Source organism: Pseudomonas sp. NPDC087614 (assembly GCF_044743485.1).
Classification (GTDB): domain Bacteria; phylum Pseudomonadota; class Gammaproteobacteria; order Pseudomonadales; family Pseudomonadaceae; genus Aquipseudomonas; species Aquipseudomonas baetica_A.
Genome location: NZ_JBIUWN010000021.1, coordinates 21,450 through 36,895 on the forward strand (window position 1 = coordinate 21,450; position 15,446 = coordinate 36,895).

General features: G+C 58.4%; 16 protein-coding genes, 2 tRNA genes and 1 pseudogene. 10 read left to right on the plus strand and 9 right to left on the minus strand.

Features of this window, described 5'->3' with window-relative positions; all coding sequences use genetic code 11:
* Positions 1-116: 116 nt before the first annotated feature.
* The 5 genes and pseudogenes from clpB to ACIOWA_RS10890 all read left to right on the plus strand — a co-directional run bounded on the left by clpB (position 117) and on the right by ACIOWA_RS10890 (position 4,927).
* Complete coding sequence (gene clpB, locus ACIOWA_RS10870) at positions 117-2,681, plus strand: ATP-dependent chaperone ClpB (RefSeq protein ID WP_339432778.1); 2,565 nt, start codon at positions 117-119, stop codon at positions 2,679-2,681.
* A 296-nt stretch (positions 2,682-2,977) separates the two neighbouring features.
* Positions 2,978-3,053: transfer RNA gene (locus tag ACIOWA_RS10875), tRNA-Asn, on the plus strand.
* 9 nt (positions 3,054-3,062) lie between these two features.
* Positions 3,063-3,139, plus strand: a tRNA-Pro gene (locus ACIOWA_RS10880).
* A gap of 162 nt (positions 3,140-3,301) precedes the next feature.
* Positions 3,302-4,072 (plus strand): annotated as a pseudogene (locus tag ACIOWA_RS10885) (MCP four helix bundle domain-containing protein); the annotation flags it as partial.
* Complete coding sequence (locus ACIOWA_RS10890; RefSeq protein ID WP_401159776.1) at positions 4,064-4,927, plus strand: methyl-accepting chemotaxis protein; 864 nt, start codon at positions 4,064-4,066, stop codon at positions 4,925-4,927. The pseudogene ACIOWA_RS10885 and the gene ACIOWA_RS10890, both read left to right, overlap by 9 nt.
* 166 nt (positions 4,928-5,093) lie before the next feature.
* Here the strand turns inward: ACIOWA_RS10890 and ACIOWA_RS10895 are convergent, their stop codons facing one another.
* From ACIOWA_RS10895 to ACIOWA_RS10910, 4 genes are all read right to left on the minus strand, one after another.
* A complete protein-coding gene (locus ACIOWA_RS10895; RefSeq protein ID WP_221733554.1) occupies positions 5,094-6,392 on the minus strand; it encodes an NAD(P)/FAD-dependent oxidoreductase in 1,299 nt (432 codons plus the stop codon).
* A 63-nt stretch (positions 6,393-6,455) separates the two neighbouring features.
* Positions 6,456-6,629, minus strand: a complete 174-nt coding sequence (locus ACIOWA_RS10900) for a DUF3094 domain-containing protein (protein ID WP_007909875.1) — start codon at positions 6,627-6,629, stop codon at positions 6,456-6,458.
* 51 nt (positions 6,630-6,680) lie between these two features.
* Positions 6,681-7,208 (minus strand): MOSC domain-containing protein, encoded by a 528-nt coding sequence (locus ACIOWA_RS10905; protein ID WP_339466279.1) that lies wholly within the window; start codon positions 7,206-7,208, stop codon positions 6,681-6,683.
* Complete coding sequence (locus tag ACIOWA_RS10910) at positions 7,205-7,831, minus strand: DUF1780 domain-containing protein (protein WP_003228301.1); 627 nt, start codon at positions 7,829-7,831, stop codon at positions 7,205-7,207. Before ACIOWA_RS10910 ends, ACIOWA_RS10905 begins: the two co-directional genes overlap by 4 nt.
* 130 nt (positions 7,832-7,961) lie before the next feature.
* On the opposite strand from ACIOWA_RS10910, the gene ACIOWA_RS10915 reads away from it, so the two are divergent.
* The 3 genes from ACIOWA_RS10915 to ACIOWA_RS10925 all read left to right on the plus strand — a co-directional run bounded on the left by ACIOWA_RS10915 (position 7,962) and on the right by ACIOWA_RS10925 (position 9,396).
* On the plus strand, positions 7,962-8,429 hold the full coding sequence (locus tag ACIOWA_RS10915; protein ID WP_339432781.1) for an FAD/FMN-containing dehydrogenase: 468 nt from the start codon (positions 7,962-7,964) through the stop codon (positions 8,427-8,429).
* Complete coding sequence (locus ACIOWA_RS10920) at positions 8,426-9,115, plus strand: energy-coupling factor ABC transporter permease (protein WP_401159745.1); 690 nt, start codon at positions 8,426-8,428, stop codon at positions 9,113-9,115. Before ACIOWA_RS10915 ends, ACIOWA_RS10920 begins: the two co-directional genes overlap by 4 nt.
* Positions 9,116-9,180: 65 nt before the next feature.
* Entirely contained in the window at positions 9,181-9,396 is a 216-nt protein-coding gene (locus ACIOWA_RS10925; protein WP_339432783.1) for a hypothetical protein, read from the plus strand.
* Between the two features lie 6 nt (positions 9,397-9,402).
* Here ACIOWA_RS10925 and yacG read toward each other — a convergent pair whose 3' ends face one another.
* The 5 genes from yacG to pilB are packed head-to-tail and all read right to left on the minus strand — an operon-like array spanning position 9,403 to position 14,014.
* Positions 9,403-9,603, minus strand: coding sequence for a DNA gyrase inhibitor YacG (gene yacG, locus ACIOWA_RS10930; RefSeq protein ID WP_221733559.1), 201 nt, complete (start codon positions 9,601-9,603; stop codon positions 9,403-9,405).
* The gene (gene coaE, locus ACIOWA_RS10935; protein ID WP_401159747.1) at positions 9,600-10,223 is read right to left on the minus strand and encodes a dephospho-CoA kinase; all 624 of its coding nucleotides are present in this window, start codon (positions 10,221-10,223) and stop codon (positions 9,600-9,602) included. Before coaE ends, yacG begins: the two co-directional genes overlap by 4 nt.
* Positions 10,220-11,092: an A24 family peptidase gene (locus tag ACIOWA_RS10940; protein ID WP_339466283.1), complete on the minus strand. Its 873-nt coding sequence runs from the start codon at positions 11,090-11,092 to the stop codon at positions 10,220-10,222. Before ACIOWA_RS10940 ends, coaE begins: the two co-directional genes overlap by 4 nt.
* 1 nt (position 11,093) lies before the next feature.
* Positions 11,094-12,311 carry a type II secretion system F family protein gene (locus ACIOWA_RS10945; RefSeq protein WP_339432786.1) on the minus strand — a complete coding sequence of 406 codons (1,218 nt, stop codon included), beginning with the start codon at positions 12,309-12,311 and terminating at the stop codon, positions 11,094-11,096.
* Between the two features lie 2 nt (positions 12,312-12,313).
* On the minus strand, positions 12,314-14,014 hold the full coding sequence (gene pilB, locus ACIOWA_RS10950) for a type IV-A pilus assembly ATPase PilB (protein ID WP_339432787.1): 1,701 nt from the start codon (positions 14,012-14,014) through the stop codon (positions 12,314-12,316).
* A gap of 226 nt (positions 14,015-14,240) precedes the next feature.
* Between pilB and ACIOWA_RS10955 the strand changes: the two genes are divergently transcribed.
* Both ACIOWA_RS10955 and ACIOWA_RS10960 read left to right on the plus strand, forming a co-directional pair.
* Positions 14,241-14,681 (plus strand): pilin, encoded by a 441-nt coding sequence (locus ACIOWA_RS10955; RefSeq protein WP_339432788.1) that lies wholly within the window; start codon positions 14,241-14,243, stop codon positions 14,679-14,681.
* A gap of 297 nt (positions 14,682-14,978) precedes the next feature.
* Positions 14,979-15,335 carry a BON domain-containing protein gene (locus ACIOWA_RS10960; RefSeq protein ID WP_401159750.1) on the plus strand — a complete coding sequence of 119 codons (357 nt, stop codon included), beginning with the start codon at positions 14,979-14,981 and terminating at the stop codon, positions 15,333-15,335.
* Positions 15,336-15,446: the final 111 nt, after the last annotated feature.

The window sequence follows — 15,446 nt, forward strand, 5'->3', positions numbered from 1 at the left end:
CATCAACTCTCCGCCGCTTGAATCTCGCAGAATCGACCGCATCTACAGTGGTATCTGGCAGGTTTCTTCATTCAGGATGGTTTTCAGGTCCGGCCTGCTCAAAAGGAAGGTGACCCATGCGTATAGACCGTTTAACCAGCAAATTACAGTTGGCCTTGTCCGACGCCCAATCGTTGGCTGTCGGCCATGATCATCCGGCTATTGAACCGGCGCATTTGATGCAAGCCATGCTTGAGCAGCAGGGCGGTTCGATCAAACCTCTGCTGATGCAGGTGGGCTTTGACATCAATAGCTTGCGTAAAGAGCTGACCAAAGAGCTCGACCAATTACCGAAAATCCAGAACCCCACCGGCGACGTCAACATGTCGCAGGACCTGGCGCGTCTGCTCAACCAGGCTGACCGTCTGGCTCAGCAGAAGGGCGACCAGTTCATCTCCAGCGAGCTGGTGCTGCTCGCCTCGATGGATGAGAACAGCAAACTCGGCAAGTTGTTGCTTGGCCAAGGCGTGAGCAAGAAAGCGCTGGAGAACGCGATCAACAACCTGCGCGGTGGCGACGCGGTCAACGACGCCAACCATGAAGAGTCGCGTCAAGCGCTGGATAAATACACTGTCGACCTGACCAAACGTGCCGAAGAAGGCAAGCTCGATCCGGTGATCGGTCGTGACGATGAAATTCGTCGCACCATTCAGGTTCTGCAACGCCGTACCAAGAACAACCCGGTGCTGATCGGTGAACCCGGTGTGGGTAAAACCGCGATTGCCGAGGGCCTGGCCCAGCGCATCATCAACGGCGAAGTGCCGGACGGCCTCAAGGGCAAGCGTCTGCTCTCGCTGGATATGGGCGCATTGATTGCCGGTGCCAAGTACCGCGGTGAGTTCGAAGAGCGCCTGAAATCGCTGCTTAACGAGCTGTCGAAGCAGGAAGGGCAGATCATTCTGTTCATCGACGAACTGCACACCATGGTCGGCGCCGGTAAAGGCGAAGGCTCAATGGATGCTGGCAACATGCTCAAGCCAGCGCTGGCTCGCGGCGAGTTGCACTGCGTCGGCGCGACCACGCTCAACGAGTACCGCCAATATATAGAGAAGGACGCAGCCCTCGAGCGGCGCTTCCAGAAAGTGCTGGTGGATGAGCCAAGTGAAGAAGACACCATCGCGATCCTGCGTGGCCTCAAGGAGCGTTACGAGGTTCACCACAAGGTCGCGATCACTGACGGTGCAATCATCGCAGCGGCCAAGCTGAGCCATCGCTACATTACTGATCGGCAACTGCCGGACAAGGCCATCGACCTGATCGACGAGGCCGCCAGCCGCATCCGTATGGAGATCGATTCCAAGCCGGAAGTGCTGGATCGTCTGGAGCGCCGCCTGATTCAGTTGAAGGTGGAATCGCAGGCACTGAAGAAAGAAAGCGACGAAGCCGCGATGAAACGCCTGGAAAAACTTCAGGAGGAAATTGTCCGTCTCGAGCGTGAGTATTCGGATCTGGAAGAAATCTGGAACTCGGAAAAAGCCGAGGTACAGGGTTCTGCACAGATTCAGCAGAAGATCGAACAGTCCCGTCAGGAGTTGGAAGCGGCGCGCCGTAAAGGCGACCTGAACCGCATGGCCGAGTTGCAGTACGGGGTGATCCCGGATCTGGAGCGCAGCCTGCAAATGGTCGATCAGCACGGCAAGAGCGAAAACCAGTTGCTGCGCAGCAAGGTGACTGAGGAAGAAATCGCTGAAGTCGTGTCGAAGTGGACCGGCATTCCCGTGTCGAAAATGCTCGAAGGCGAGCGCGACAAGCTGATGAAGATGGAAAGCCTGTTGCACCAGCGTGTGATCGGCCAGGACGAAGCGGTCGTGGCGGTGGCCAATGCCGTTCGGCGTTCCCGCGCCGGGTTGTCGGATCCGAATCGCCCGAGTGGCTCGTTCATGTTCCTCGGCCCGACCGGTGTCGGTAAAACCGAGCTGTGCAAGGCGCTGGCTGAATTCCTCTTTGATACCGAAGAGGCGATGGTGCGGATCGACATGTCCGAGTTCATGGAGAAACATTCCGTGGCACGATTGATCGGTGCACCACCGGGATACGTCGGTTACGAAGAGGGCGGTTATCTGACCGAAGCGGTACGGCGCAAGCCTTACTCGGTGATCCTGTTGGACGAAGTCGAGAAAGCGCACCCGGATGTGTTCAACATCCTCCTGCAAGTGCTTGAGGATGGTCGCCTGACCGACAGCCACGGTCGTACGGTGGACTTCCGTAATACCGTGATCGTCATGACGTCGAACCTGGGCTCAGTGCAGATCCAGGAACTGGTCGGTGATCGTGAGGCGCAACGTGCGGCGGTGATGGATGCGCTGACCAGTCACTTCCGTCCGGAGTTCATCAACCGGGTTGACGAAGTGGTGATCTTCGAGCCTTTGGCGCGGGATCAGATCGCGGGCATTACCGAGATTCAGTTGGGCCGTCTGCGCAGTCGTCTGGCCGAGCGCGAATTGAAGCTGGAGCTGAGTCCGCAAGCGATGGATAAGCTGATTGCCGTCGGTTACGACCCGGTCTACGGCGCGCGACCTTTGAAACGGGCGATCCAGCGCTGGATCGAAAACCCGCTGGCACAATTGATCCTCTCGGGGCATTTCATGCCGGGGGACACGGCAACCGGTACCGTTGCGGACGACGAAATCGTTTTCAACTGAGCCGCAGCGTCAATGAAATAAGGAAGGCCTCGCTTTGCGAGGCCTTTTTTTCGCCAGGCTGTTGAACTCAAAGGAAAAGGCTTGTAAAGTGCGCCCCGCAGTCAGTCACCCACAAGGTTTCAGCTCACTGAGCAGAAATCTGAAATAAGTTGCAAATCATTAACTTGAAAGCGATTTAGGGGGTTGACAGAGGTGATCTAGGTTGTAGAATAGCGCGCCTCAGACACACGAACGCAGCGATGCGAACAAGGGTCTAAGAGCTGTAAGTTTCACCGTTGTAAATTGAAATATGTAGTTCCGTGATAGCTCAGTCGGTAGAGCAAATGACTGTTAATCATTGGGTCCCAGGTTCGAGTCCTGGTCACGGAGCCAATTTCAAACCGGGGTATAGCGCAGTCCGGTAGCGCGCCTGCTTTGGGAGCAGGATGTCAGGAGTTCGAATCCCCTTACCCCGACCATATTAAAAATCCTCGTATCGAAAGATACGGGGATTTTTTTTGCCTTCACGAAAGACAAATCCCTTCAAGTCATCGTACAACTTGCCGATAGCTCGCTAACAAGAGGGGCTGCCATTGCTTTGCCCCTTGATTCTGACCACTACAAGAATAAGGGCGCTCGTCATGTTGCTTCGTCAGTTGAATATTGCTCCTCGAGCAGCATTGGGCTTTGCCCTGATCGCGGTACTGGTGGCATTGCTTGGGGTGTTTGCGCTCGGACAGATGTCGAGTATTCGCGACAGTGAGGTTGCGGTAGAAAATCAGTGGTTGCCGAGCATTCGTGGCGGGGACGAAATTCGCGAGCTGATGTTGCGTATTCGCACCATTTCTTTGCGCATGGCGCTGGATCAGGATCCGAAGAACATCGCCACTTACCGCGGCCAGATGGACATCCGTGACAAAGAGTTGAGCGAGAAAATCGCCGCCTACGACAAACTGGTCACCACCCCTGAAGGCCAGCAGATTTATGAGCAGTTCAAAAAGACCTTCGCGGCTTACCGTAACGGCATTGCACAATCCTTCACCTTTGCAGAACAGGGCAAGCGGGACGAGTTGACCAAGCTGCTGCTGGTCGATATGAAAACCGTGGTCGACGGCTCCGGCAAACAACTCAATGACCTAGCGGATCTGTTCGCCAAACAAGTTGCCGTCGAAAGCCAGAACTCTGCAGCGCACTATGAAGCGTCGCGAATGATCGTTAGCGTGTTCATCGCTCTGGCGGCACTGGCGACCGTTGCGTTGGCGATGTTGCTCACCCGCAGCATCGTGCGCCCGCTAAGTAGCGCCGTCAGCGCCGCGGAGAGTGTGGCGCAAGGGGACCTGACCCGCCCCATCGAAACCCACGGCAACGACGAAGTCAGCCGCTTGCTCAAAGCGTTGGCGACCATGCAGCAGAACCTGCGCGAAACCCTGCAAGGGATCAGCGGTTCGGCCACGCAGTTAGCGACCGCTGCCGACGAGCTCAGTGCGGTGACGCTCGACAGCACACAAGGCCTGCAACAGCAAAACAACGAAATTGAGCAGGCAGCGACGGCTGTGAATGAGATGACCACGGCCGTGGAAGAGGTTGCACGCAACGCGGTGTCGACGTCTGACGCCACCCGGCAATCCAGTGAATCGGCGCATCTGGGGCAAGAGCGGGTCAGTGAAACTGCCAGTGCCATCAATGCGCTGGTCGGCGATGTGCAACACACGGGGGATCTGGTGCAGTCGTTGGCCAACCAATCGCAGGACATTGGCAAAGTGCTGGACGTGATCCGGGCGATTGCCGAGCAGACCAACCTGCTGGCGCTCAATGCGGCCATTGAGGCGGCACGGGCAGGCGAGAGCGGTAGAGGTTTTGCTGTCGTCGCCGATGAGGTGCGAGCGCTGGCTTATCGTACGCAGCAATCGACCCAAGAGATCGAGCAGATGGTGCAAGGCATGCGCAACGGTTCGAGCCTGGCGCTCGATTCGATGCAGGCCAGTGCCGCGAGAGCCACGACCACGCTGACATTGGCAGAGCGTGCGGGTGAGGCGCTACAAACCATCACGTCTTCGGTGCATGAGATCCATGAGCGCAACCTGGTGATTGCCAGTGCCGCCGAAGAACAGGCTCAGGTGGCGCGGGAGGTGGATCGCAACCTGGTGAATATTCGCGACCTTTCTGTACGTTCCGCTGCCGGAGCCGACCAGACCAGCGCTGCCAGTCTTGAGTTGTCGCAACTGGCCAATGCCTTGCAGGGCATGGTGCGGCGATTCCAGTTGTAAGTCGGCCGGCGCAAAGAACGGTGGTGAGCTCAGTCAGGCACCTCATCTTTCGCTCAACACAAACCCCGTGGGAGCGGGCTTGCTCGCGAAAGCGGTCTATTAGCCAGCACATTGGCCGACTGATCCACTGCCTTCGCGAGCATGCCCGCTCCCACAGGTTTTTACATCAATGCAGTTTCAGGCGAGGCTCGGTCCCGCGGCCAATCTTGCTGCCCAGCATCAGCATCGCCGTGCGAAACGGCCCGTACAGCGCCATCTGGTGCATGCGATACAGCGACACGTAAAACATCCGCGCCAGCCAGCCTTCGAGCATCACGCTGCCGGTCAGATTGCCCATCAAGTTACCCACAGCCGAAAAACGCGACAGCGAGATCAGCGAGCCGTAGTCGGTGTATTTGTACTCCGGCAGGGTCTTGCCTTCGATGCGCAGTTTCAGCGATTTGGCCAGCAGCGACGCTTGTTGGTGCGCGGCTTGCGCGCGTGGCGGTACGTTGCGGTCGGAGCCCGGTTGCGGGCACGCGGCGCAGTCACCGAAGGCGAAGATGTTCTCGTCGCGGGTGGTCTGCAGGGTTGGCAGCACCTGCAGTTGATTGATGCGATTGGTTTCCAGGCCGTCGATGTCCTTGAGGAAGCCCGGTGCACGAATGCCGGCTGCCCAGACTTTCAGGCTGGCGTTGATCACGTTGCCGTCGGCGGTGATCAGGCTGTCCGCCGTCACTTCGCTGACTGCGGCGTTGGTCATCACATTGACCCCGAGTTTCTCCAGGGTCTTGTGCACTGGCCCGCTGATGCGTTCCGGCAGGGCCGGCAACACCCGTGGCCCAGCCTCGATCAGGGTGATGTGCATGTTTTCCGGTTTGATCCGGTCCAGCCCGTAGGCTGCCAGTTCATGGGCGGCGTTGTGCAGTTCTGCCGCCAGTTCGACGCCCGTGGCGCCAGCGCCGACGATCGCCACGCTGATCTGCTCGACCACATCGGTTTGCCCGGCATGCGCACGCAAATAGTGGTTGAGCAGTTGCTGGTGGAAACGCTCGGCTTGTTTGCGGGTGTCGAGGAACAGGCAGTGCTGCGCTGCGCCCTCAGTGCCGAAATCGTTGGTGGTGCTGCCGACGCTGATCACCAGCGAGTCGTACTGCACTTCGCGCGCCGGTACGAGTTCGATGCCGTTTTCGTCGTAGGTCGCGGCCAGCTGGATTTTCTTCTGTGTGCGATCAAGCCCGCTCATGCGGCCCAACTGGAACTCGAAGTGGTTCCATTTGGCTTGGGCGACATAGTTGAGTTCGTCTTCGGAAGAGTTCAGCGATCCGGCGGCCACTTCGTGCAACAGCGGTTTCCAGATGTGCGTCAGGTTCGCGTCGACCAGCATCACACTGGCCGTGCCGCGCTTGCCCAGCGTCTTACCCAGACGGGTAGCCAACTCCAGACCGCCGGCGCCGCCGCCGACAATAACAATACGATGGGACATGGGGATAACTCGCAAGGTTTTTAAAGGAAATCGGTGCGGTTACCCGAGCGAGCGCGATGCAGCTCATAGCGTCAGGTAACTGATAAATCGGCTCAGCAGGCCCAGACCAATGGTCACTGCCAATACCAGCACCAGGAGCATCCACGGCCGGAAAGGCCGGCGCTCGACTCGGTGTTGGGACAGTTGCAGGTACTCTTCGACATGTTTCTGGTCTTCGGGGTTCAGGCGGCTGGTCATAATGGCCTCGTCAGATAGACGTTGCTGAATGTGCAGAAGCTACAGCGGTTTTCAACCGGGGTTGAACGCAGCATAGCCGCTGTCCGGAACCGGTTCGACGGACACGCCATCGTCGAGGCGAATGATTCCGCTTTGTAACACTCGTGCGGTGATACCGCCATGCCCGCGCACCGCTTGAAAGGTGCCCGGGCCGAGGTTGGTCTGCAGGCGCGCGCAGGGCTGGCACCAGCCAGTGGTTTCGAAAATCGCCTGACCCATGCGAAAACGCCGACCCTTGAGGCTGAACAGGTTGATCCCGCTGATAACGAGATTGCGCCGAAGATCTTCAGGCTTGACCGGTTGCTCCGCCGGGCGGCCCATCAAGGCACTGATCACCGCCAGGTGCTCCCACTGGATCAACGTCACCTGCCGCGCGTTGCGGATGCCGGGGCGAGCGTGATCGCCAGTCAGTCCGGCCTCCAGTCGCGCTTCCACGGCATCGAGTTCGATCATCGGCCCACGGGATTCCGGTCGCACGCCGATCCAGCGCACACGGCCGGTTTGCGGTACGTCGGCGATCAATTGTTGAAGTGGCGTCACAGGCTGATTCCTACGTCGAAAACGATGCTACGGCCCAGGTTGCTGCGCAGAAAATCCGGAGCATCGGGGTGCGCGAACAGCACGCGGGCGAATGTCGGGCCGACGAGGGACAACGAGCGCCAGCCTTGGCGCAAATATTCGGTGGGGGGCGGAAAGTGGCTGTTGAGGTCCAGTACCTCGCGTTTGAGACTGGCGAAAGCGATGATGTCCAGTTCGCCCAGATCCATGCCGCGTTCCTTGTAGTTGTGGGCTTTCTTGCGCAAGGTCGGCGCCAGTCTGAGCAGAAATTCATTGGCTGGAATTCGTCGCGGCTTGGCCTCCCGGCGCACCAGTTGGCTGAGGGAGAACGCACTGCGCCGACGCTGCAATTCGTCGCGCCATTCATCGTTGAGTCGCCGGCCTTCATCCAGAACGAAGAACACCTCGAAATTGGCATCACGAAACAGCACGTCCGGTGGTTCGCCGGCCGGGGCGAACTCGTCGGCGCGGTAGGGAATGTTCAGGCCTTGCAGCAGGCGCTGGCAGACCCAACGCTCACGCTCCCATTTGCGGGCATTGGACAGGAACGCGTTGGCTTGCTCGGCCGCGATGGTCAGCAGGCGTAAATAATCTGAGTCATCCATAGGCCCAAGCTTAGCGTTCAAATGCGACAAGCAGAAAGCCTTGCGTGGCAAAGTGCGTCAGTGGGCAGTCTGGATGGGCGGTGTAGACTGACGGAAATCGTCCATTGAACGTAAACCGAGGGGATTGAACGTGAAATCACGCTGGTTACTGTTGTTCGCTCTTGTTCCGCTGTTGGCTCATGCGCTTGAGACCGGCGAGCAACTCGCCCCCTGGACGTTGCTGGATCAGAACGATCAGGCATACACGCTCGACAACACAACCACGACGCTGCTGGTGGCCCGGGACATGGAGGGCGCCAAACTGATCAAGGAAGCGCTGAAGGATCAGCCCAAGGGCTATCTGGAGGCGCGTCACGCGGTATTCGTTGCCGACATCCAGCGTATGCCGACGCTGATTGCCAGGATGTTCGCTGTGCCCGCCATGCGTGACTACAGCTATCGGGTCATGCTCGATCGCGAGGGTCGGGTTGCGTCACGCTATCCCGGCGCAGAGGGTCAGGTGTTATGGCTGCAACTCAAGGATCGCCGATTGCTTGAACAGCATGAATATGCCAACGCCGCCGGACTGCGCGAGGCACTGGAGAACGCGCGGCCATGATCGGCGCCGAGGTGCTGTCCACTGGAAGCCTGGTACTGGGCTGGCTGATTTATTTGCCGGTGCTGCTCTGGGCGATCTTTCGCGCACCTTGGGTCGAATTGTTCAGCGATCGCCGCCGTCAGCATTTGCTGTTCGGCACCGTGTTCGCGCTGTTTCTGTTGTGGCTGGTGCGCAGGGATTTTGACACGGGAGTGTCTTATCACTTCATCGGCATGACAGCGGTGACGTTGCTGTTGGACTGGCCGCTGGCGGTTGTCGGCGGGCTAGTGGCGCAAGTCGGCCTGGTGCTGCTCGGACGTCAGGACCTCGCAGCACTCGGGGTCAACGGCGCATTGTTCATATTGCTGCCCGTGCTGGTCACTGAGTGCGTGGCGATCCTCGTCGAGCGTGCGCAGCCGCGTAATCCATTTGTTTACATCTTCTGTTCCGGGTTTCTGGCGGCTGCGTTGTCGGCGTTGATGTGCCTGCTGTTCAGTCTGACGTTGCTCTGGTATGACGGCCTCTTTGCCATGCCAGAGTGGCTGGAGGACTTCATTGGCTACGTGTGGCTGATCATCTTCCCCGAAGCATTCATCAACGGCATGGTCATCAGTGCGCTGGTGGTGTTCTGCCCGGAATGGCTGGAGACATTCAACCGCACCCGCTACCTTTCGGCGCCGTGGAAGGACGACGATCCCAAATCTTGATCCATATCAAACCCGCCACACGCGGGAAATTTCATGCTCGTGCAAATCCCTTCAGGAGCAGCAGCATGAGTGTTTACGAGTGGGCAAGACAGGAGACCCGGCAGAGTCTGGAGATGGCGCAGGAGGTGGGGTTCGATCCGGGTTTGAGCCTGCGCGCCTTGCTCAGCGCAGTGGTGCAACAGAGCAAGACCGTGCGCAACGCCGAAGACCTGGCCGACGAGTTGCGCTTTTTGGCGCAGAACCTCGACGACGATCAGGACTACGGTTTCATGCGGCCCTGAGCGGGATCAGTGACGCGGGTCGAAGTCGCCGGAAAACAGTTCATCTTCGGCATCCGGGGCGACCGGAATCTTGTGTTCTTCGGATGCCCAGGCGCCGAGGTCGATCAGTTTGCAGCGATCGGAACAGAACGGCCGAAAGGTGTTCTCAGGCGTGAATTCAACGGGCGCGCCGCAAGTTGGGCATTCTACGGTTGGGATCTGGCTCATGATTGGCCTCCACTTAAAGTCAGGTAAAAGTCATGCAGACGCTCGACCTCGCTGTGCAGCCAGGCGAGGTCGCGGTCGTTGACCACCACGTCGTCGGCACGGCTCACGCGGTCTTCGCGGCTCGACTGGGCCTTGAGGATCGCCTGGACCTGCTGTTCGCTGGTCTGGTCACGCTGCAAGGTGCGTTCGATTTGCAGTTGTTGCGGGGCGTCGATCACCAGAATGCGCTGAGTCATCGCGTATTGCCCGGATTCGATCAACAACGGCGAAACCAGAATCGCGTAGGGCGATTTTGCCAGCGCTAGATGATGGGCGATTTCCTCGGCGATCAACGGATGGAGCAGGGATTCGAGCCAGCGGCGTTCTTCGGGGACTTCGAAGATCAGCTTGCGCAGGGCGGCGCGATCCAGCGTTCCGTCAGCCTGCAGCACGCCTGCCCCGAAGTGCTCGGCGATCTTGGCCAGCGCCGGGCGCCCCGGTTCAACCACCCAGCGCGCTGCGTGATCGGCGTCGACCACACGGATGCCGAGGTCGATGAAGTGCTGCGCCGCGGCGCTTTTACCGCTGCCGATGCCACCGGTCAGGCCGAGAATCCAGGGTTTTTCCACAGGGGTATTCATTTCAAACCGACAAACTGCCAATAGAAGTCGGTTATTTGACCACCCCAGAGCAAGGCAATCCAGCCGGCAATTGCCAGATAGGGGCCGAAGGGGATCGGCGTCGAGGTTTTCTGCTGACGCAGACGCAGCAAAATCACGCCGATGATTGCGCCCACCAGCGATGACAGCAGAATTGTCAGCGGCAGAATCTGCCAGCCCCCCCACGCTCCGAGCAACGCCAACAGCTTGAAATCACCGTGACCGATACCGTCCTTGCCGGTGATCAGCTTGAACAGCCAGAACACCGACCACAGCGCCATATACCCGGCCACCGCGCCCCACAGTGCGTCGTGCAACGGCACGAACAGCCCGAAGCTGTTGACGATCAACCCAAGCCACAGCAGCGGAAGTACCAGCACATCGGGCAGCAATTGGTGCTCGGTGTCGATCAGACTCATCGCCAGCAAGCCCCAGGTCAGAAAGATCAACAGGCACGCCGGCCAGCCAAAACCCAGATGCCAGGCGATGAACGCCGAGAGCAGGCCGCAGGCCAGTTCGGTCAGCGGATAGCGTTTGCTGATCGGCGCGGCGCACGCAGAACAGCGTCCGCGCAGCCACAGATAGCTGAGCAGCGGAATGTTCTCCCACGGGCGAATTCGATGAGCGCAATGCGGGCACTCGGAGTGAGGCAGCATGAGGTTGTAGGCCGGCCGTGACGTTTCGCCGGGCAGGCCAAGTACATCCTGAGCCTGCTGGCGCCAATCACGCTCGAGCATTTTCGGCAGGCGCCAGATCAGCACATTGAGGAAGCTGCCGACCACCAGCCCGAGCAGCAGCGCAGTGAAAACAAAGGCCGGCGGATACAGGGCAAACAGTTCGTCGATAGGCATGTCAGATCGCTGAGCCGAGTTGAAAAATTGGCAAGTACATGGCCACCACCAGACCGCCGACGATTACCCCGAGCACTACCATGATGAACGGCTCCATGAGGCTGGTGAGGTTGTCGACCATGTTGTCCACTTCGTCCTCGTAAAACCCCGCGACCTTGGCGAGCATGTCGTCCAGTGCGCCGGACTCTTCGCCGATCGCCGTCATCTGCACCGCCATGCTTGGAAAGACGCCCGTGGCGCGCATCGAAAAATTCAGCTGCATGCCGGTAGAAACATCCTGGCGGATCCGCAGCACCGCACGCTTGAACACCACGTTGCCGGTGGCACCTGCCACCGATTCGAGGGCTTCCACCAGCGGCACACCGGCAGCGAATGTGGTTGACAGGGTTCGGGCGAAACGCGCAACGGCGGATTTGTACATCATCGTGCCGACCAAGGGCAGCTTCAGCAGCCAGGTGTCTCGACGGTCACGCAAACCCTGGGATTTTTTCAGCGCATGGCGGGTGCCGAACACCGCCGCCACCAGTGCGCCGAGTACCGCCCACCACCATTGCTGCATGAATTCCGAGAGGCTGATCACCATCAGGGTGAAGGCCGGCAGTTCGGCGCCGAAGCCTGCGAACACCGACTGAAATTGCGGCACCACCTTCACCAGCAGGATCCCGGTCACGACCCCAGCCACCAACACCACGGCGGTCGGATAGGTCATGGCCTTCTTGATCTTGGCTTTCAGGCTTTCGCTTTTTTCTTTATAGGTCGCGACGCGTTCGAGCAAGGTGTCGAGGGCGCCGGACTGCTCGCCGGCGTCCACCAGGTTGCAATACAACTCGTCAAAATATTGCGGCTTTTTGCGCAGGGCGTTGGCGAAACTGTTGCCCGCAGCGACTTCCTGTTTCACGTCGTCGACCAGTTTGCGCATGGCCGGGTTTTCAAAGCCCTCGCCGATGATGTCGAACGACTGCAGCAGAGGGACGCCGGCCTTCATCATGGTTGCCATTTGCCGGGTGAACAGGGCGATGTCCCGGGCCTTGATGCGGTTGCCGAAACTCAACAGGACAGCTGATTTCTTGCGCACCTTACCGGGGTTGATACCTTGCTTGCGCAATTGCGCCTTGATCAGCGCGGGATTCTGTCCACTCAATTCGCCAGTGATCTTGCTGCCTTTCCTGTCCGTGCCTTCCCAGGCGTAGACGCTGATTTTCGCTGCCTTGCCCGCCATGTTCAGTCCTTGGTGACCCGGTTGATTTCTTCAAGGCTGGTGATGCCTTGCATGGCCTTGTGCAAGCCTGAGGTGCGCAGGTCGTCGAAGCCGTCACGGCGCATCTGGCTGTCGATTTCCAGCGAGTTGCCTTCGGCCATGATCAGCCGTTGCAGTTCCGGTGTGTTTTTCACCACTTCATAAATCCCCACACGCCCCTTGTAACCGCCGTTGCAATGATCGCAACCGACCGGCTCGTAGATCGTGAAACTGCCAATGCGTTCCTCGGGGAAGCCTTCCTTGATCAGCGTTTCGCGCGGGATCTCGATGGGTTTCTTGCAGTGGCTGCACAACTTGCGCGCCAGCCGTTGCGCGATGATCAGGCTGACCGAGGTGGCGATGTTGAAACCGGGGATGCCCATGTTGTGCAGGCGGGTCAGGGTTTCGGCTGCGCTGTTGGTGTGCAGCGTGGACAACACGAGGTGGCCGGTTTGCGCTGCCTTGATCGCGATTTCGGCGGTTTCCAGATCGCGGATCTCGCCGACCATGATCACGTCCGGGTCCTGACGCAGAAACGAACGCAATGCCTGAGCAAAGTCGAGCCCTTGTTTGGGGTTGACGTTGACCTGATTGATGCCTTCCATGTTGATCTCCACCGGGTCTTCGGCGGTGGAAATATTGATGTCGACGGTGTTGAGGATGTTCAGGCCGGTATACAGCGATACGGTTTTACCCGAGCCGGTAGGGCCGGTGACCAGAATCATCCCTTGCGGCTGTTTGAGCGCGGCCATGTACAGGTCTTTTTGCGCTGGCTCATAGCCCAGGGCATCGATCCCGATCTGCGCGCTGGACGGGTCGAGAATCCGGATCACCACTTTTTCGCCCCACAGAGTGGGCAGGGTGTTGACCCGGAAATCGATCGACTTGCTCTTCGACAGGCGCATTTTGATTCGCCCGTCCTGGGGTTTACGGCGCTCCGAGATATCGAGGCTGGCCATGACTTTCAGGCGTGCGGCGATGCGCCCGGCCAGTTGAATGGGTGGTTTGGCCACTTCGCGCAGAATGCCGTCGGTGCGTACCCGTACCCGATAGGTTTTCTCGTAGGGCTCGAAGTGCAAGTCGGAAGAGCCGCTCTTGATCGCATCGAGCAGCATCTTGTGGACGAAACGCACCACTGGCGCATCGTCGACATCGAGTCCGCCGATGGCGTCCTGATTGCTGTCGTCGATGGCTTCGACATCGAGACCGTCGAGATCGACATCGGCCATGTCTTCAAGGCCTGAGGTGTGGGTGTCGAAGAATTTTTCGATGGCGTCGGTGAGCTTGTCGTCCTCCACCAGAATGGCTTCGGTGCTCAGGCCGGTGCTGAACTGGATGTCATTGATCGCTTGATGATTGCTCGGGTCGCAAATGCCCACGAACAGTTTGTTGCCGCGCCGCCACAAGGGCAGGGCGTGGTGCTGGCGCACCAGTTTTTCACTGACCAGATCTTTGGGCTGGGTTTCCAAGTCCAGGCAATTGAGATCAAGGAACGCCATGCCGAAGTGCTCCGAGGCGATCTCGGCCACCTGAGCGCTTTTCAGCAGTTTGTTCTGTACCAGATAAGTGACCAGCGACAGCCTGTCGCGCTGGGCCTGTTGCCAGGCTTGCTGGGCGCTTTTTTCCGTCAGCAGTTCGGCCTGCACCAATTGCTTGGCCAGACCGCTCAGAGCGATGTCATTCATGGGGATTCCGCGCACTTGCCGTTCATGACTTATAGCCTAGTCAAGTGACAGCGCCAAACACGGCCCATGCAGGTGACAAAAAGTGTCAGATAGTGCGGTTACAGGTTGTAGGAAACCGCGCCGCCTGCTGCTCGCGCCCAGTCAGCAGGGGTTTATGGCGATTGGCATGGGCTATGCTCGGTCCTTCTCAGATCATGAGATTTCGACTCATGCATGGAGCGTGTCTATGAAAAAACAACAAGGTTTTACGCTGATCGAACTGCTGATCGTGGTGGCGATCATCGGCATTCTGGCGACCATCGCGTTGCCGCAGTATTCGAAATATCAGGCACGGTCGAAAGTGACGGCGGGGTTGGCGGAAATCAGTGCTCTGAAAGTCCCTTTCGAAGACACCATCAATCAAGGTACTGATCCGTCACTGACGAACGTCGCCGGCAGTGCCACGGCCACCACCTCCAACTGCACGCTGGCCGCTTCGGGTACAGCGTCCACAGGCGCTGGCACCATCACCTGTACTTTGGTGAACGCGCCAGGGCCCGTGTTGGGTAAAACCATCACATTGACCCGCACTGGCGCTGCAACGGGCAGTACCTCTGGCACTTGGAGTTGTGCGTCCACGGTCAATCCCGACTACGCGCCTAAAGGTTGCCCGGGCAGCGGTGCCTGAGGCGTTCAACGGCGTCACGGAATGCCCCGCACAGCGGGGCATTTTTCATGGCGCGGCGCTTTATAAAAGCCTCAATAATTTCAGCATCTTAGGAACTTATCCAAAAGCCGCAACTTGCATGTGCATATTGCGCAAGTCATGCAATTTGCATGAATCCGAAAATTTGCCTTATTTGTAAGTTGTTGATTTATATCGTTTTTATTGCGTCATGAAAGTTGGCACAGCGTTCGCAATATCTCCAGTAACCCTGCTGACAAGACATCCAGCAGACTTTCCAGAAAAACAGGAGTTACTCGTATGAAGAAGTTCGCTATCACTGCCGCTGCTGCTACCGCGCTGACCCTGACCATGTCCTGCGGTGCATTCGCACAATCCACCCAGGCTACTCAGGCACCCATGACGCTGGCTGCCGGTGAAATGACCAAGGCTAAAGAAGTTACTTCCGATACCTGGATCACTACCAAAGTGAAAAGCGATCTGGTGACCGAAAAAGGCATCCCAGGCACCGACATCAAAGTTGAAACCAACAAAGGCGTCGTTTCCCTGTCCTCCACTGTTGCAGTGACCGATGCTCAAAAAGAAATGGCTGTGAGCATCACCAAGAAAATCAAAGGCGTCAAAGCGGTGTCCGCTGCTGGCCTGAAAGCCGAGTAAGGCAAAGGCTTCTCGCCTGGACCGGGAGAAGGCGCGACAGACGGGCCGAGCCATACGTCTGTCGCCACTTTAGAGTTCATGCGACTGGTCACATGGATGTGACCATTACAG